The sequence below is a fragment of the Rhodobacter flavimaris genome, assembly GCF_021378075.1.
Taxonomy (GTDB): Bacteria; Pseudomonadota; Alphaproteobacteria; order Rhodobacterales; family Rhodobacteraceae; genus Rhodobacter; species Rhodobacter flavimaris.
In genome coordinates, this window is sequence record NZ_JAJUOS010000002.1 from 376,165 (window position 1) to 392,728 (window position 16,564).

General features: G+C 65.6%; 15 protein-coding genes. 4 read left to right on the forward strand and 11 right to left on the reverse strand.

Annotated elements, in window-relative coordinates; genetic code table 11:
* Positions 1 to 4: 4 nt before the first annotated feature.
* The 5 genes from LZA78_RS04460 to ppk2 form a co-directional block, all read right to left on the reverse strand.
* A complete protein-coding gene (locus tag LZA78_RS04460) occupies positions 5 to 1,348 on the reverse strand; it encodes an MATE family efflux transporter (protein WP_233675735.1) in 1,344 nt (447 codons plus the stop codon).
* Positions 1,349 to 1,433: 85 nt separating this feature from the next.
* Positions 1,434 to 2,015 (reverse strand): cytochrome b/b6 domain-containing protein, encoded by a 582-nt coding sequence (locus tag LZA78_RS04465; protein ID WP_233675736.1) that lies wholly within the window; start codon positions 2,013 to 2,015, stop codon positions 1,434 to 1,436.
* A gap of 65 nt (positions 2,016 to 2,080) precedes the next feature.
* Positions 2,081 to 2,530 carry a c-type cytochrome gene (locus LZA78_RS04470; RefSeq protein WP_233675737.1) on the reverse strand — a complete coding sequence of 150 codons (450 nt, stop codon included), beginning with the start codon at positions 2,528 to 2,530 and terminating at the stop codon, positions 2,081 to 2,083.
* Between the two features lie 112 nt (positions 2,531 to 2,642).
* Positions 2,643 to 3,239 (reverse strand): class I SAM-dependent methyltransferase, encoded by a 597-nt coding sequence (locus tag LZA78_RS04475; protein ID WP_233675738.1) that lies wholly within the window; start codon positions 3,237 to 3,239, stop codon positions 2,643 to 2,645.
* 78 nt (positions 3,240 to 3,317) lie between these two features.
* Positions 3,318 to 4,346, reverse strand: coding sequence for a polyphosphate kinase 2 (gene ppk2, locus LZA78_RS04480; protein WP_233675739.1), 1,029 nt, complete (start codon positions 4,344 to 4,346; stop codon positions 3,318 to 3,320).
* 157 nt (positions 4,347 to 4,503) lie between these two features.
* Here ppk2 and LZA78_RS04485 point away from each other — a divergent pair, with 157 nt between their 5' ends.
* The 4 genes from LZA78_RS04485 (at position 4,504) to ilvD (ending at position 9,648) form a co-directional block, all read left to right on the forward strand.
* Complete coding sequence (locus tag LZA78_RS04485; protein ID WP_233675740.1) at positions 4,504 to 5,169, forward strand: glutathione S-transferase family protein; 666 nt, start codon at positions 4,504 to 4,506, stop codon at positions 5,167 to 5,169.
* Between the two features lie 98 nt (positions 5,170 to 5,267).
* Positions 5,268 to 7,226: a DNA topoisomerase IV subunit B gene (gene parE / locus LZA78_RS04490; protein ID WP_233675741.1), complete on the forward strand. Its 1,959-nt coding sequence runs from the start codon at positions 5,268 to 5,270 to the stop codon at positions 7,224 to 7,226.
* Complete coding sequence (ybaK, locus tag LZA78_RS04495; RefSeq protein WP_233675742.1) at positions 7,226 to 7,702, forward strand: Cys-tRNA(Pro) deacylase; 477 nt, start codon at positions 7,226 to 7,228, stop codon at positions 7,700 to 7,702. Before parE ends, ybaK begins: the two co-directional genes overlap by 1 nt.
* A gap of 110 nt (positions 7,703 to 7,812) precedes the next feature.
* Positions 7,813 to 9,648: a dihydroxy-acid dehydratase gene (gene ilvD / locus LZA78_RS04500; RefSeq protein ID WP_233675743.1), complete on the forward strand. Its 1,836-nt coding sequence runs from the start codon at positions 7,813 to 7,815 to the stop codon at positions 9,646 to 9,648.
* A gap of 181 nt (positions 9,649 to 9,829) precedes the next feature.
* On the opposite strand, the gene LZA78_RS04505 is transcribed toward ilvD, so the two are convergent.
* Genes LZA78_RS04505 through capA form a run of 6 tightly spaced genes read right to left on the reverse strand, consistent with a single transcriptional unit; the run spans position 9,830 to position 16,556 of the window.
* Positions 9,830 to 11,002 (reverse strand): ABC transporter substrate-binding protein, encoded by a 1,173-nt coding sequence (locus LZA78_RS04505; protein WP_233675744.1) that lies wholly within the window; start codon positions 11,000 to 11,002, stop codon positions 9,830 to 9,832.
* A 2-nt stretch (positions 11,003 to 11,004) separates the two neighbouring features.
* Positions 11,005 to 12,078, reverse strand: a complete 1,074-nt coding sequence (locus tag LZA78_RS04510) for a branched-chain amino acid ABC transporter permease (protein WP_233675745.1) — start codon at positions 12,076 to 12,078, stop codon at positions 11,005 to 11,007.
* Positions 12,079 to 12,081: 3 nt separating this feature from the next.
* Positions 12,082 to 12,990 carry a branched-chain amino acid ABC transporter permease gene (locus LZA78_RS04515; protein WP_233675746.1) on the reverse strand — a complete coding sequence of 303 codons (909 nt, stop codon included), beginning with the start codon at positions 12,988 to 12,990 and terminating at the stop codon, positions 12,082 to 12,084.
* Positions 12,987 to 13,706, reverse strand: a complete 720-nt coding sequence (locus tag LZA78_RS04520; RefSeq protein ID WP_233675747.1) for an ABC transporter ATP-binding protein — start codon at positions 13,704 to 13,706, stop codon at positions 12,987 to 12,989. Before LZA78_RS04520 ends, LZA78_RS04515 begins: the two co-directional genes overlap by 4 nt.
* Entirely contained in the window at positions 13,706 to 14,431 is a 726-nt protein-coding gene (locus tag LZA78_RS04525) for an ABC transporter ATP-binding protein (RefSeq protein ID WP_233675748.1), read from the reverse strand. Before LZA78_RS04525 ends, LZA78_RS04520 begins: the two co-directional genes overlap by 1 nt.
* 1 nt (position 14,432) lies before the next feature.
* Positions 14,433 to 16,556, reverse strand: coding sequence for a caprolactamase subunit alpha (capA, locus tag LZA78_RS04530; protein ID WP_233675749.1), 2,124 nt, complete (start codon positions 16,554 to 16,556; stop codon positions 14,433 to 14,435).
* Positions 16,557 to 16,564 lie beyond the last annotated feature (8 nt).

Below are 16,564 nucleotides of genomic sequence, written 5' to 3' on the forward strand. Positions count from 1 at the left end.
CCTTTCATGCGCGCAGCCACGGCCCGCGCCAGAAGCGCACGCTGAGCGTCAGGCCCACGCAGGCCAGCCCGATCACGAGACCAAGCCACAGCCCGACCCCGCCATACCCAAGCGGGAAGGCCAGAACGTAGCTCGACGGGATGCCGATCAGCCAATAGCTGATCGTCGCCACCCACATCGGCACTCGCGTGTCATGCACCCCGCGCAGCAGGCCAAGCACCATGACCTGCGTCGAGTCGAACAGCTGGAACAGCGCCGCCACCACCATCAGCCGCGCGCCGAAGGCCATGATCTCGGGCGCCTCGGGGTTGGTGCGGTCCAGAAACAGGCCGACAAGCTGCTGAGGGATGGCCAGGAAGACCACCACGGTGACCAGACCGAACACGAGCGAAAGCACCTGCGCCACCAGCGCCCCATCGCGCAGGCGCGTCATGTCGCGCGCGCCCGAGGCGCGGCCCGCACGCACCGTCGCGGCGTTCGACAGGCCCATATGCACCATGAAGGTCAGCGAGGCGAGTTCCAGAGCGATCCCATGCGCCGCCAGTTCGCGCGTGCCGATCCAGCCCATCATCAGCGCCGAGGCCTGGAACAGCCCCGCCTCGGAAACCGAGGTCAGCCCGATCGGCAGCCCCATCCGCGCGACCGAGAAAAAGCTGGGCCAATCGGGGCGCCAGAACCGCTGGAACAGATGCACATGGCGCAGGGCGGGCGCATAGGCCGCGTAAAGCATCAAAAGCCCCGCCGTTACGATCTGCACCGCGACCGAAGCCAGCGCTGCCCCGCGAACGCCCATCTCGGGCGCGCCAAGATTGCCGAAGATCAGCATCCAGTTCAGCACGATGTTCAGGCCAACCCCCAGCCAGGTGACCCACATCACGATCTGCGTGCGCTCCTGCGCGGCAAGGAAGCTTTTGAGGACAGCGATGATCAGCGCGGGCACCATCCCCACCATCGCCACGCGCAGGTAATCCTGCGCCAGCGCGGCAAGCTCGGGTTGCTGCCCCAGCAACAGCAGTATCGGCCCGGAACTCCACATCAGCGGCGTCACCAGCGCGCCATAAAGGATCGACAGCCACAGCCCCATCCGCGCATCGCGCCGCGCCTGCGTGTCGTCCCCCGCGCCGAGGCTGGCGGCCACGCGCCCCATCACGGCATAGGAAAACCCGGACCCCAGGATAAACAGGATGAAGAAATAGCTGGAGCCGAGCACGACCGAGGCCAGCTCGGGCACGCCATACCAACCGAGCATGATCGTGTCGGTGACATGCAGCCCCATCTGCGCCAGGTTGGAGCCGATAATCGGCAGGCCGAGCGTCAGGAGCGCCTTGGAATGGCCGGGAAATGTCATCCGGCCCGTGTTTAAATTTGACTGCAAGGTAAACATCGCGCGACGCTAGCCGAGCGGATTTGCCCCGTCCACAGATTCCTGTGGTCTAGCGCTCTTTCCGGCGCCCGGTGATCATCGGGGTCACAAGGTCTTCGCGCTTCCAGAATCGGTAGAACAGGATGGCGCCTATGTGGAACACAACAAGGATCAGCAACAGCACCCCAAGCCGGTGATGCCAGCCAAGCGCCCAACGGTTCCAGGACGTCGAGACCGAGTCCGCCAGCGGCCCGATATTGATATAATCCTCCGGGTCGATGATGAGGCCGGTTCCCACCTGCCCCGCCAGAACCAGCAGCATCGCCACGACCGACCAGCCGCCAAGCGGGTTATGCCCCTCGGTATGCGAGGCCACCCGCGCGGGCAGCGTGCGCGCATAGGCGAGCACCGCCATCGGCCCTTTGACGAAGCGCACGAAACGCGCGTTGCGCGGGCCGATCAGCCCCCAGATGAGGCGAAACGCCAAGAGTCCCGCGACCGCGTAGCCCGCGTAGAAATGCAGCGTCATCTTGAGCGGCCCGAACTGCCCCAGCAACCAGCCGCTGACCACGGCCAGCACCAGCAGCCAGTGGAAGGCGCGCAGCGCCGGATCCCAGATCTGCGGCGCGGATTTATCATGGGGCGTGCTCAAGGGGCCTCGATCCGTCTTGCGAGGCCGCGCGTGGCGCGACCCCACGGGGTCATTGTGCTGCGCGATCACTCAGGCAGGCGATACTCGTCGTGACAGGCCTTGCAGGCGCCGCCGAACTTGCCATAGGCGGCAGCGAAAGCATCGCCGTCACCGCCTTGGGCCACGGCAATCAACTCGGCACCGGCCGCGCGCATGGCTTTGCCCTTGGCGCCGAAATTCTCCATGTCTTCCCAGATTTTGGCCTTTGCACGGGTCTTGCCGGGCACATCCGCATCCGAGCTGCCCGGTGCGAAGAGCGGCGAGATATCGGTCGCCAAGATAGCTTCCAGCTTGGCGGTCTCGACCTTGGCGACCTCGGTATCAAAGGACTGGGTCAGCGGCCCCATCGCCTTCATCGACGCGCCAAGCGACTTGAAATAGGCCTGACGGGCCTCGACCGTGGCCATCGGGTCGGCGAAGGCCGAAGAGGCGAACACAAGGGCTGCGGGAATGGCGGCAAGAACAATTCGGCGCATAAAGCTTCTCCGTTGAATGTATGGTCGTGGTTTTACGCGGTCAGACACGCTTTCCGGCGCAGATATGTTTCAATCGAAATGTGACATCCTGCGGACAGGGACGTCCAGTACCTCACGGCTTGCTCGCGACAAAGTCAACGAGCGCCGCGCGTCCGGCGTGGCCCGCGCCCTCGTCAAGGACCGCGTCGTAATCGGCCTGATGCAGGATGGGCCAGCCGGGGAAGGCAGCGCGCAGCAGATCGAGCGTGTAGAGATGATCGAAATTCCCCGGCCCGCCCGAGCCATAGCCGGGCTGGCGCGTGGCAAAACCGTGGATCAACAACAATCCGCCCGGCCGGAGCGCCCGTGCGGCACCCTCAAATATGCGGGCGCGAAAGGCCGGATCAGCGAACTGGATGAAACAGGCCAGAACCGCGTCGAACTGTGCCTCGGGCCAGTCGAAGCGCGCAAGATCCACCGCTTGCCAATCGACGCTGACGCCGCGCGCCTGCGCCAACCCGCGCGCCTTTGCCAGCGCGTTAGGGGCAGATTCCAGCGCCGTGACCCTCAGCCCCAGCCCCGCCAGATAGACCGCGTTGCGCCCCTCGCCCTCGGCGAGACTAAGCACGCGGGCACCCGGCGGAAGCCGCCACGCCTGGCGGCGCACGAAATCCGCAGGCTCGGTGCCATAGTGAAATTCGGTTCCGGAAAATCTTTCGTTCCAGCTCATCCCCGCCCCCGTTCGACTGGACCAAAGATGGTGGAAAATCGGCGCGCGGCAAGTTGACAACCTGCCGCGCGCGCGTGTTCAGGTCCGTGCGCGGCGCTGATCGGGATGCAGCGAGGCGCCCAGGATATGGTCCGATTGATGGATCACGTGGCTCGCGTGGCCGACAATTAGCGGATCGGGCGGCGTCGCGATGCTCAGGTCCTTATCCGGGTAATCAAGCGTCGAGAGGAAGTGCTTCATGCAGTTCAGTCGCGCGCGCTTCTTGTCGTTCGACTTGACGATGGTCCAGGGCGCGTCGGCGGTGTCGGTATAGAAGAACATGGCCTCCTTCGCCTCGGTGTAATCGTCCCACTTGTCGAGCGACGCAAGGTCGATAGGGCTGAGCTTCCAGCGCTTGAGCGGATCGGTCTCGCGCGATTTGAAGCGGGCGCGCTGCTCGGTCTGGGTGACCGAGAACCAGTATTTGTAAAGCCGGATCCCCGAGCGCACGAGCATCCGCTCCAACTCGGGCGTCTGGCGCATGAATTCCAGATATTCGGTGGGCGTGCAGAAGCCCATGACACGCTCGACGCCCGCGCGATTATACCAGCTGCGGTCATAGAAAACCATCTCGCCCGCCGTCGGCATGTGCTGGATGTAGCGCTGGAAATACCACTGGCCGCGCTCTTCGTCCGAGGGCTTGTTCAGCGCCACGACGCGCGCGAAACGCGGATTAAGATGTTCGTTGAAGCGCTTGATCGTGCCGCCCTTGCCGGCAGCGTCGCGGCCCTCGAACAGGATGACGAATTTTTGCCCCGTCTCCTGCGCCCAAAGCTGAACCTTGAGCAGTTCGGCCTGCAGCTGCGCCTTTTCCTTCTCGTAGGCGGGGCGGCCCAGACGATGCGCATAGGGGTACTTGCCAGTCTCGAAGGCAAGGCGGATGGCATTGGGATCGACGCGCGGGAAGCTCTTGGGGCCTCGGGCCTCGGGCTCCCCCGGAACCACCGCCGGATGCGGCTCGGCCGGGTCGGTGGGCTTGGCGAGCGGTGCCGCCGCAGCCTTGGCGACCGGGCTTGCCGGAGTTTCTTCTACTGCTTTAATTTCTTCTTTTTTAATCTGATCTTCCATACACATCCCTCCAATCAATCGGAACTCGATGCGCCATAGCGGAAAACCCACAAACATGCCTTGATGCGCATCAACCTAGACCAATTCCAGATTGAAAATCGCTCTTTTCTTCCGCGTCCGGGCACGCCAACCTGCCCCCATCGAACAGGAGACGGCGATGATTACACTTTACGGCATGTACCGCTCGCGCGCGACGCGCAACATCTGGGCCCTTGAGGAACTGGGCCTGCCCTATACCCTCAAGCCGGTCATCCAGGCCTACCGGCTGGAGGCCAAGGGCATCGACCCGCTGGCCCCCGATGCGCCCTTCAACACGCGCACTGCGGAATATTTGCGCCTGACCCCGGCGGGCGCGATCCCGGTGATGGAAGATGCGGGCCTCGTGCTGTCCGAGTCGCTCGCGATCAACCTCTATCTGGCCAAGAAAGCGGGCGGTGCGCTGGCCCCGCGCGATGCGCGCGAAGAGGCGCTGATGACGCAATGGGCGCTTTACGGCGCGACCGCTATTGAAGGCCCCGCGCTTGAGATCACCTTTGCCTATGCCAAAGGCGTGGATGAGGGCGGCCAGCGCGTGATCGAGGCTTCGGCTGATCAACTGCTGCGCCCGCTCAAAGCGCTCGAGGCGCATCTGGCGACGCATAGCCACATGGTTGGCGGGCGCTTCACCGTGGCCGACATCAACATGGCCGAGATCGTGCGCTATGCCCAACCCCATGCGCCGCTGATGGCGCAGGTGCCGCGCGTCAAGAGCTGGCTTGAGCTGTGCCAGTCGCGCCCGGCCTTCAAGAAGATGTGGGCGACGCGCGAGGGCGAACCGGCCTGATCGCGCCCAAAGCAGGCGCGGGCTTTCCCCCGCGCTTGCTCACCTGCCCCTAGCTGCTGTATCTCTTTCCCTCAAAGCTACAAAAGAAAGCGAGCAGCATGGCCGACGATCTCCTCTCCGCGCAGCCCGAGAAAGCCTATGACGCCTCCTCGATCGAGGTGCTCGAAGGGCTGGAGCCGGTGCGGAAGCGGCCGGGGATGTATATCGGCGGCACGGATGAACGCGCGCTGCACCATATGGTGGCCGAGATCCTCGACAACTCGATGGACGAGGCCGTGGCGGGCCATGCCAGCCGGATCGAGGTCGAGCTGAACGCCGATTACTCGGTCACGATCCGCGACAACGGCCGCGGCATCCCGATCGACCCGCACCCCAAGTTCCCCGGCAAATCGGCGCTTGAGGTCATCTTGTGCACCCTGCACGCGGGCGGCAAGTTCTCGGGCGACGCCTACCAGACCTCGGGCGGTCTGCACGGGGTGGGTGCCTCGGTCGTGAACGCTCTGTCGGATTCGATGGTGGTGCAGGTGGCGCGCAACAAGGAGCTGTTCGAGCAGCGTTTCTCGCGCGGCATCCCGCAGGGTCCGGTCGCGAAGATCGGCGCCGCCTCGAACCGTCGTGGCACCACGGTCACCTTCCACGCCGATGAGCAGATCTTTGGCCACCACCGCTTCAAGCCCGCGCGGATGATGAAGATGGTGCGCTCGAAGGCCTATCTCTTCTCGGGCGTCGAGATCCGCTGGAAGTCCGAGATCGACGATGGCGAGACGCCGACCGAAGCGGTCTTCCACTTCCCCGGCGGGCTTGCCGACTACCTGACCGAGACGCTTGGCAAGGCCGCGACCTATGCCGACCGCCCCTTTGCAGGCAAGGTGCAGTTCCAGGAGAAATTCGGCGTGCCCGGCTCGGTCGAATGGGCGATCAACTGGACGCCCTCGCGCGACGGATTCATCCAGTCCTACTGTAACACCGTCCCCACCCCCGAGGGCGGCACGCATGAAGCGGGCTTCTGGGCCGCGATCCTCAAGGGCATCCGCGCCTATGGCGAGCTGGTCAACAACAAGAAATCCAAGGAAATCACCCGCGAGGATCTGCTGACGGGCGGCTGCGCGCTGGTATCGTGCTTCATCCGCGAGCCGGAATTTGTCGGCCAGACCAAGGACCGCCTTGCCACCGTCGAGGCGCAGCGGCTGGTCGAGGGCGCGGTGCGCGACCACTTCGACAACTGGCTGGCGGCCGATACGAAATCGGCAGGCGCGATCCTTGACTTCCTCGTGCTGCGCGCCGAGGAGCGCCTGCGCCGCCGCCAGGAAAAGGAAACGCAGCGCAAATCCGCCACCAAGAAGCTGCGCCTGCCCGGCAAGCTCGTGGATTGCTCGGCCACCAACCGCGCCGGGACCGAATTGTTCATCGTCGAAGGCGACTCGGCAGGCGGTTCGGCCAAGATGGCGCGCGACCGGCAGACCCAGGCGCTGTTGCCCCTGCGCGGCAAGATCCTGAACGTGCTTGGCGCGGCGTCGAACAAGCTCGGCCAGAACCAGGAGATCAACGACCTGTCGCAGGCGCTTGGCGTAAGCCTCGGCAGCAAGTTCAACGTCGAGGATCTGCGCTACGACAAGGTCATCATCATGACCGACGCTGACGTGGACGGGGCGCATATCGCCTCGCTTCTGATGACATTCTTCTTCACCCAGATGCGGCCGATGATCGACAAGGGGCACCTTTATCTCGCCTGCCCGCCGCTTTACCGCCTGACGCAGGGCGCCAAGCGGCTTTATGTGGCCGATGACGCCGAGAAAGAGGAATGGCTGAAGAAGGGCTTGGGCGGCAAGGGCAAGATCGACGTGCAGCGATTCAAGGGTCTGGGCGAGATGGATGCCAAGGACCTGAAGGACACCACGATGAACCCTGCCACGCGCAAGCTGATCCGGGTGACGATCCACGACGATCTGCCCGGTGAAACCGCCGATCTGGTCGAGCGCCTGATGGGCAAGAAACCAGAGCTACGCTTCCAATACATTCAGGAAAACGCACAATTCGTGGAAGAGCTGGACGTGTGATGAGCACCCAGACCCCGGCCACCCGCGCGCTGACACAGGCGAAGGTGGCCTTTCGCGTGATGGAATACGACTACGTTTCCGGTCAGGACAAGATCGGCCTGCACGCAGCCGAAGCGATCGGCGCCGATCCGGGCCGGGTTCTCAAGACGCTGATGGTCGAGGTCGACGGCAAGCCCGCCTGCGCGGTGATCCCCTCGGACCGCTCGCTGTCGATGAAACGGGTGGCTGCGGCCTTCGGCGGCAAGGCGGCGACGATGATGCCGCCTGACAAGGCCGAGCGCCTGACCGGCTTTCACACCGGCGGCATCAGCCCCTTCGGTCAAAAGCGCCGTGTGCCTGTGGCCTTCGAGGCGAGCGCCCTTGCGGAGCCCGAGGTCGTCATCAACGGTGGCAAACGCGGCATGATGGTCGCCCTTGCCCCTGCCGACGCGCTGGCCGCCAGCGGCGGCGCGCCGCATCCGCTTTGCGCCGATTGACCCCTTAAATTGCGGAGCGCCCGCGCCGTTCGGCGTTGGCAATTCCCCTTCGCCTGCGCTATGAGGGCGCAACGTCGCCCGAAGGGCGCCCAAGATTCCGGAGGAGCCAGATGCCCTATTATCGTTCCCGCAAATCCACCCATGGCCGCAACATGGCGGGCGCCCGTGGCCTCTGGCGCGCCACCGGCATGACCGACAGCGACTTCGGCAAGCCGATCATCGCGGTCGTCAACTCGTTCACGCAATTCGTGCCGGGGCACGTCCACCTCAAGGATCTGGGCCAGATGGTCGCGCGCGAGATCGAGGCTGCGGGCGGCGTCGCCAAGGAATTCAACACCATCGCCATCGACGACGGTATCGCGATGGGCCATGACGGGATGCTCTATTCGCTGCCGTCGCGCGAGGTGATCGCCGATAGCGTCGAGTATATGGTCAACGGCCACTGCGCCGATGCGATGGTCTGCATCTCGAACTGCGACAAGATCACCCCCGGCATGATGATGGCCGCCATGCGCCTCAACATCCCGGTGATCTTCGTGTCGGGCGGCCCGATGGAAGCGGGCAAAGAAGGCGCCGAGATCGTCGGCCATGACCTCGATTTGGTCGATGCGATGGTCGCCGCCGCCGATGACAAATACACGGACGAGGAAGTCCTTGCGATCGAGAAGTCGGCCTGCCCGACCTGCGGCTCGTGCTCGGGGATGTTCACCGCGAACTCGATGAACTGTCTGGCCGAGGCGCTTGGCCTTGCGCTGCCGGGCAACGGCTCGATGCTGGCCACCCATGCCGACCGCAAAGAGCTGTTCCTTGAAGCCGGCCGCAAGATCGTCGAGATCACCAAGCGCCACTACGAGGGCGAAGAGAAGGGCCTGTTGCCGCGCGACATCGCGACCTTTGAGGCCTTCGAGAACGCCATGAGCCTTGATATCGCCATGGGCGGCTCGACCAACACCGTGCTGCACCTGCTGGCCATCGCCTACGAGGGCGAGGTCGACTTCACCATGGCCGACATGGACCGCCTGTCGCGCAAGGTGCCGTGCCTCTCGAAGGTCGCGCCCGCCAAGCAGGACGTGCATATGGAAGACGTCCACCGCGCGGGCGGCATCATGGCCATTCTGGGCGAGCTGAACCGCGGCGGCCTGCTGCATGGCGACGTGCGCACCGTCCATTCCGAGACGCTGGCCGAGGCCATCGCCAAATGGGACGTGATGACCGCCAACGACCCCAAGGTCGAGGAATTCTACCGCGCGGCACCGGGTGGCGTGCGCACCACGCAGGCCTTCTCGACCCAGAACCGCTACAAGGAGCTGGACCGCGACCGCGCCAAGGGCGTGATCCGCTCGGTCGAGCACGCGTTCTCGAAGGACGGCGGGCTTGCGGTGCTGTCTGGCAATATCGCGCTCGATGGTTGCATCGTGAAAACCGCGGGCGTGGATGAGTCGATCCTCAAGTTCTCGGGCCCGGCCAAGGTCTTCGAATCGCAAGACGACGCGGTCTCGGGTATCCTGACCGGCAAGGTCGTCGCTGGCGAGGTCGTGGTGATCCGCTATGAAGGCCCGCGTGGCGGTCCGGGCATGCAAGAGATGCTCTACCCGACCTCGTATCTGAAATCGAAGGGCCTCGGCGCCAAGTGCGCGCTGCTGACGGATGGTCGCTTCTCGGGCGGCACTTCGGGTCTCTCGATCGGCCACGTCTCGCCCGAGGCGGAGGAAGGCGGGCTGATCGGCCTGGTGGAAACCGGCGACCTGATCGAGATCGACATCCCGAACCGCACGATCCAACTGGCCGTGGCCGAGGACGTGCTGGAGGCGCGCCGCGCCGCCAAAGGCCCCCTGCCCTGGGCCCCGGCCGCACCGCGCCCGCGCGCCGTTTCGACCGCGCTCAAGGCCTATGCACTGCTGGCCTCGTCGGCCGCCAAGGGCGGTGTGCGCATCCTGCCGAAGTGATCGCGTATCAGCGAATTGAAAAGGCCGCGCCCCCGGGCGCGGCCTTTTTCGTTGCGCACTCCACATGGCCCAGACGGGCGACCTCGCCTCCAAAAAAGTGGCCCGCATCCTGCGCGGGTACAGAACGGGGCCAGTTTGGGGAGTAAAGGGGAAGGCGCGCCCGGTAAGGGCGCGCCGGGCATCACTTACCCATCAGCACATCCAACGGCACCGGCTGTGAGATCTGCCATTCGTCCACCCGCGCGGGCTTGCCGTCAGTGATCTCGATGACCTGCATCAGCGCGGTGTTCTGATGGTGCAGGTCCGCACTGAAGCTGCGCGGGCCAAAGGCCGTGGGTTCGGCCTGCATCTTCTCCAACTCGGCGGTGACGGAGGCGCCATCCACGGTGCCTGCACGCTCAACCGCCTTGGCCCAGAGGTCGATCAGCACATAGCCCGGATAGGCATATTGGCTGGTCGGGCGCGCACCGGTCTTGGCCTCATAGGCCTTGTTGAAGGCCTCGACCTCGGGGCGCGGATCGTCGCCGTAGATCGAGCCCTGAACCGGCAGCACGAAGCCCGACAGATCCGGCACCGCATCAAGCCAGTAAGACCCGTCGACCGCCGAACCGTTCAGGATCAGCGCATCGATCCCCGCCGCGCGGATCTGGCGCACGGCCGCCGCCGCCCCCGGCATGACCGAGCACAGCATGATCACGTCGGGCGCCTTCTCAAGCGACTTGATCCGCGTGATCTGGCTGGCGATCGAGGCATCGTCGTTCTTGAACGTATCGCGACCGACGATCTCGGCCCCGTCAAGCTGGGGGAACATCCACTCGAACCCGGTGCAGATGCCCTTGTTGTATTCGATGAACGTATCCTCAAGTACGAAGGCGGCGCGCGCATCGCGCTTGGCATGGGCCCATTCGGCCATGGTCGCGCCCTGAACCGGCGCCAGCACCGAGGCCGAGAAGCTGTTCGGGCCAACGCCCTGAATACCCGCCTTCACATCCTCGGCGCAAAGGAAGAAGCTGTTCATCCCCTCGCCCTCGGCCACCAGCGCGGCGGGGGCGCCGAAGTCATAGTCGCAGGACACGACCATCATCTGCGCGCCCTGATCGAGCACATCGAGCCCGGCCTTGGCGCTTTCGGCGCGGTCGGTGCGGGTGTCGGCATCGACCACGGCGATCTGGTTGCCAAGCAGGCCGCCCGCGGCGTTGATCTCGTCGATGCGGATCTTCGCAGCGGTGGCGGCGGGGGTGTCATAGGCTTCCATCCAGCCGGATTTGGCGATGGCGAAGCCCACGGTGATATCGTCGGCCTGAACCGGCACGGCAAGCGCCAGCACGGCCAGCATGGAGCAGGCAAGTTTCATGGTTATCTCCTGTCGGTTTCGGGTCTGTCTTGGGATGTGCCGCGTCCGACGACCCAACGGGCGGGCAGCATGATCTCGCGCCCGGCCATCAGGCCGGTGGGGCGAAAGACCAGAACAAGGATCATCGCAATGGCGATGAGGATTTCCTGGCTGCCCGGAGGCAGCGCGAAGGTGGTGGCGCCCAGGGTGATGCCCTTTTCCAGGCGCACCAGCGCCTCGACCGCGAGCGAGACGGCCAGCACACCCACGACAGCACCCGAGAGCGAGCCGATCCCCCCCACGACCAGCATGGCCAGCATGAGGAAGGTCAGGTCGAGGTAGAACCCGTCCGGGTTGATCACGCCGATGAAATGCCCCATCAGCGCCCCGCCAACCCCGCAGAAAAAGGCCGAGACGGTATAGGCCAGCAGCCGGTGCCGGTATTGGTCGATGCCGGAGGCCGCGGCGGCGACCTCATCTTCGCGCGTGGCGCGCAGGGCAAGGCCCGAGGCCGAGGCGGCGTAGACGCTGGCGATTACGATGGCCGACACCGCCCATCCAAGTGCTACCCAAGGGGTGATATAGCGCGCAAGCCCCACGACCGAAGAGGTGCCGCCGGTGACCGGCGTCCAGTTCGCCCAGATCGTGTTGATCATCGCAAGAAAGGCGAATGAGGCGATCGAGGCCGCGATCCCCGACAGCCGCAGGATCGCCGCCCCCGAGACCAACGCCAATGCCGCGGCGACAAGCCCTCCCGTGATAGCCGCGGGCAGAACAGGCCAGTGCAGCTCGGCCAGCGCGGCGGGCAGGCCGGGCAGCAACGTGCCCTTCATCATCGGGTTGAGCGTGGTCCAGGCCGAGACATAGGCCCCCACGCAGGCAAAGGCCGCGTGGCCGAAACTGATGACGCCCGAGTTTCCGGCAAAGATCCAGAAGCCCACGACAAGCGTGACGCGGATCAGCGTTTCCGAGGCCATGCGCGCGGTCGCGCGGTCGCCCAGAGTCACGGCAGCAACCACGAAGGCAAGGATCAGCAGCGAGAGCAGAAGCGGCGTGGTCGCGGCCATGCGGCGGCGGATCTGGTGTTGGGTGATCATGGTTCAGACCCTCGGCTTGGCACCCGCAGAGGCAAAAAGACCCTGCGGACGGAACAGAAGAACGAAGATGACAAGCGCGTAGAGGAAGGCATCGCGGAACGGGCGCGCCTCGGGCGGCAGGCCCGCCTGCAATAGCGCCGAGGCCGCGCCAAGCGCGAGGCCCGCCGCCACTGCACCGGCCAGGCTGCCCATGCCGCCGACCACGGTCGCGATGAAGGCCACCAGCATGATCTGCCCGCCCATGCGCACATCGGCGACCCCCGTCTGCGCAACCAGAACCAGCGCAACCACCGCCGCGAGCGCCCCGGACAGCGCGAAGGCGCCCGAAATCACGCGGTTTGCGCGCACCCCAAGCAACCGCGCCATACCGAAGTCCTCGGCCGCGGCGCGCATCTCGAGGCCGATCCGCGTGTGCTTGAGCATCAGCGCCAGCGCCAGCAGGATCGCCCCCACCGCCACGATGACGATCAGTTGCAAAAGCGGCACCTGCGCCGGGCCAAGCGCGATCGGCGCACCCAGATCCGCCCAAAGGCTGACGGCCTTGGGGCGCCCGCCATAAAGCACCAGCAGAAGGTTTTGCAGCGCCACGCCAAGCGCGAAGCTGCCCACCATCAGCGCCACGGGCGAGGCATTGCGCAGCGGCCGGAAGACCAGCGCCTCGGCCGCCAGCGCCAGCAAGGCGCCCACCGCCAGAACGGCCGGGATCAGGATCAGCGCGGGCAACCGCCCCAGCCCCATCACCGCAACCGCATCGGTCGAGGGGATGATCAGCGCGAAGACCGCGCAGGCGATGAACTGGCCATGGGCAAAGTTCACCAGCTTCATGACCCCGAAAATCAGCGCGATGCCAAGCGCCGCGATGGCGTAGATGCCGCCCAGGGCAAGGGCGTCGAACAGCAGCTGGATACTCATGCCGGATCTCCGAAATAGGCCTCGGTCAACAGATCGCCTGCGGCGAATTCCGCGGCGTCTCCGTCGGCGACGATGCGCCCGCCGCGCATCAGCAGCATCCGCCCACCCACGCGCGCCGCACGGGCCGAGGATTGCTCGACGATCACAAGCGTCAGGCCGCGCAGCTTTTGCAGCTCGCACAGTCGGTCATAGACCTCGTCCACCACCTTGGGCGCGAGGCCTAGCGAGGGCTCGTCCACCATCATCACCTTGGGGTTGGTCATCAGCGCCCGGCTGATCGCCAGCATCTGCTGCTGGCCGCCGGAGAGCGCGCCGGCGGGGGCGTTCGCGCGTTCGCGCAGGATCGGGAAGGCTGTGAACACGGCCTCCAGATCGTCGGCCACGGCACTTTCATCGCGCCGCAGACCGGTGCCCACCATAAGGTTCTCGCGCACGCTCAGGCTTGCGAAGATGCGCCTCCCCTCGGGCACCATCGACAGCCCGCGCCGCGCGATCTGCTCGGGGCCGAGGCCCGACAGGATCTCTCCATCCATCTCGATGCGGCCATGCGCGGCGCGCACCGCCCCCGAGATCGCCCCCAGAAGCGAGGATTTACCCGCCCCGTTGGGCCCCGAGATGAACAGCCGCTCGCCCTCGGGCATGGTGAAGGACAGGTCCGACAGCGCAGTCAGCTTGCCGTAGCGCACCGAAAGGTCGAAAACGCCGATCTTGGCCATCACGCGACCTCCACATTGGCGCCGAAGTAGGCCTCGCGCACGGCGTCCGAGGCCAAGATCGCAGCGCGGTCGCCCGCCTCGATGACGCGCCCGCCGTCGAGCACGACGACATGGGCACAAACCGAAAGGACAAGGCCCACGTTATGCTCGATCAGCAGGCAGCCGATGCCGCGCTCCGAGGCGATGCGGCGGATCAGATCGGCCAGATCGGCGGCCTCCTTCTCGGACATGCCCGCGGCGGGTTCGTCGAGCAGCAGGTAGCGCGGCGCCCCCATCAGTGCCCGCGCGATCGCCACGCGGCGCTCGTCGGTATAAGGCAGGCCCGCGGCGGGGCGGCTTTCCAGATCGGAAATCCCCATCCAGCCAAGGATGTCCGAGGCCTCGTGCTCGGCCGCGGCCCGGCGCTGACCCAGGCCCACGCCTGTGCAGGCGAGATTGTCGAGCACGTCGAGCCCGCCAAACAAACGCCCCGCCTGAAAGGTGCGCGCGACGCCCTCGCGCCGGAACCCGTGGGCGGCCAGCGCCGAGACATCCCGCCCCTCAAGCCGCACCCGCCCGGTGGTCGGGCGCTGAAAGCCGGTGAGCGTGTTGACGCAGGTCGTCTTGCCCGCCCCATTGGGGCCGATCAGCCCCATCACCTGCCCCGGCTCGACCGCCAAGGTCACCCCGGCGAGGGCCTGGAAGCCGCCAAAGGCGACCCCCACGTTTTCCAGCGCAAGCGACATCTTACGCGTCCTCGGTCACGGCATCTGCCAGAACGCGCGCGGCGTGGGCCTCGTGCTGCGAGAGCAGATAGACGCCCGAGGCATCAAGTTCCGCCAACCACCCCGGCTCGATCACGATGGTGGTCGTGACCTCCTGAATGACGGCGGGGCCGGTGATGCGATCACCCGCGCCCAAGAGCGCACCGTCATAGACCGGCGTCTCATGCGCGATACCGTCGGCGTTGAAGATCATCTCGCGCGTGCCCTTGAGGGCGGCATGCGCGCCCTTGCCCGGTGCAATCTCCATCCGGCCGGGCTTATCCACGGCGCCGGTGATCGCGCTTTCGACGTTCACCACCTCGACCGCGCTTTGCGGCTCGGAATAGGTGTACAGCTCTTCGTGACGGGCGTGGAACGCGGCTTTGAGGCGCGCCAGCGCCGCTTCGGTGACCTCGAAGGGCTCGACATCGACGGTGCATTCATGGACCTGCCCGACGTAGCGCATATCAAGGCTGCGACGCACCGAGATGTTGTCATCGGTGAAGCCGTCGGACTTCAGATCCTCGGTGCCGCGCGATTCCAGCTGGTTGAACAGCCCGTCCAGACGCGCCGCCGCCTCGGCGCCCTCAAGACGCACCGGCGCGGGGGCCATGTAGTTGTATTTCACGTCCGAGATGATCTGGCCAAAGGCGCAAAGTCCCGAGGCAAGCTTGGAAATCAACACCTTGCGGATGCCCATCTCGCGCGCCAGCGCGGTGATATGCGCCGCCGTGGCCCCGCCCGCGCAGTTCAGGACGAAGTCGCGCGGGTCGTAGCCACGCTCGACCGAGACGCGGCGGATGGCGTTGACCATGTTGTTGTTGACGATGGTGAACATGCCAAAGGCCGCTTTCTCGACGCTGATGCCAAGCGGATCGGCCAGATGCGTCTTGATCGCCTTGCGGGCCTTCTCGACGTTCAGAGGCAGGCGCCCGCCGACGAGACCATCGGGATTGAGATAGCCAAGGATCAGGTTCGCGTCGGTGGTCGTGGGCCGCTCGCCGCCCTGGTCGTAGCTGGCCGGGCCGGGCTCGGAGCCCGCCGACTGCGGCCCCATCTGCATCAGGCCCATGCTGTCGATCCAGCCGATCGAGCCACCGCCCGCGCCAAGCGTTTCAACCTGGATCATCGGAATGCCGATGCGGTAGCGCAGGAAGTCGATGTTCTTCGACACATTCGCGCGCCCGTCACGCGTCAGCGTGATGTCGAACGAGGTGCCGCCCATGTCCACGGTGATGATGTCCTTCATCGCCCAGGGCTCGCCCAGCCAGAGCGCAGCCTGCGGCGCCGAGGCCGGGCCCGAGTTGATCGCGTAGACCGACTGGTCGGTGACCACCTTGCCAAGCGCAAGGCCGCCGTTCGACTGGAAGTAGCGCACCGGGTGCCGCGCCCCGAGCGACTGGAAATAGGCGTCCACCGCTTCGACATAGCGTTGCAGGATCGGCGCGAGATAGGCGTTCACGATGGCGGTCGAGGTGCGGGTATATTCGCGCACCTGCGGATACAGCTGGCTACCGATGGTCAGGCGCACATGGGGCATCATCTCGCGCACGATCTCGCCGGCGCGCAGCTCATGCTCGGGGTGCAGGACGGACCAGACGAAGGAGATCGAGACCGACTCGACGCCCTCGCGCAGGAAATGGCGGCAGGCCTCGCGCACCTCCTCCTCGTTCAGGGCAGTGTGGACTGTGCCGTTCGAGAGCACGCGCTCGGACACGCCGCGGCGCAGGTAGCGTGGCACGAGCATGGTCGCGGGCGGATATTCCGGATCGTAGCGGTAGCCGTCTTCCTTGTGGCCCAGACGGATCTCGATGCTGTCCTCATGGCCCTTCGTGGCGATCAGGCCGGTCTTGGCGCCGTTATGGGTGATCAGCGCGTTCAGGCCCACGGTCGTGCCGTTGATGCACAGGTCCGAGTTCGACACGATGGTCTCGGGCGACAGGCCTGTTTCTTCCTCGATCAGCTTCAGGCCATTGCGGATGGCCATGGTCGGGTCGGTCGGGGTCGAGAGCACCTTGAAGATGCGCACCCCGCCCTTGCGATCGGCCAGGATGAAGTCGGTGAAGGTGCCGCCGGCGTCGATGCCAAGACGATACTGGTTCTGCATGGGTTGCT

Bases quoted from the DNA above. Each gene is read 5' to 3' on its own strand.
- LZA78_RS04460 (WP_233675735.1), bottom strand. From the start codon at position 1,348: ATGACATTTCCCGGCCATTCCAAGGCGCTCCTGACGCTCGGCCTGCCG.
- LZA78_RS04470 (WP_233675737.1), bottom strand. From the start codon at position 2,530: ATGCGCCGAATTGTTCTTGCCGCCATTCCCGCAGCCCTTGTGTTCGCC.
- LZA78_RS04475 (WP_233675738.1), bottom strand. From the start codon at position 3,239: ATGAGCTGGAACGAAAGATTTTCCGGAACCGAATTTCACTATGGCACC.
- ppk2 (WP_233675739.1), bottom strand. From the start codon at position 4,346: ATGGAAGATCAGATTAAAAAAGAAGAAATTAAAGCAGTAGAAGAAACT.
- LZA78_RS04485 (WP_233675740.1), top strand. From the start codon at position 4,504: ATGATTACACTTTACGGCATGTACCGCTCGCGCGCGACGCGCAACATC.
- parE (WP_233675741.1), top strand. From the start codon at position 5,268: ATGGCCGACGATCTCCTCTCCGCGCAGCCCGAGAAAGCCTATGACGCC.
- ybaK (WP_233675742.1), top strand. From the start codon at position 7,226: ATGAGCACCCAGACCCCGGCCACCCGCGCGCTGACACAGGCGAAGGTG.
- ilvD (WP_233675743.1), top strand. From the start codon at position 7,813: ATGCCCTATTATCGTTCCCGCAAATCCACCCATGGCCGCAACATGGCG.
- LZA78_RS04505 (WP_233675744.1), bottom strand. From the start codon at position 11,002: ATGAAACTTGCCTGCTCCATGCTGGCCGTGCTGGCGCTTGCCGTGCCG.
- LZA78_RS04510 (WP_233675745.1), bottom strand. From the start codon at position 12,078: ATGATCACCCAACACCAGATCCGCCGCCGCATGGCCGCGACCACGCCG.
- LZA78_RS04515 (WP_233675746.1), bottom strand. From the start codon at position 12,990: ATGAGTATCCAGCTGCTGTTCGACGCCCTTGCCCTGGGCGGCATCTAC.
- LZA78_RS04520 (WP_233675747.1), bottom strand. From the start codon at position 13,706: ATGGCCAAGATCGGCGTTTTCGACCTTTCGGTGCGCTACGGCAAGCTG.
- LZA78_RS04525 (WP_233675748.1), bottom strand. From the start codon at position 14,431: ATGTCGCTTGCGCTGGAAAACGTGGGGGTCGCCTTTGGCGGCTTCCAG.
- capA (WP_233675749.1), bottom strand. From the start codon at position 16,556: ATGCAGAACCAGTATCGTCTTGGCATCGACGCCGGCGGCACCTTCACC.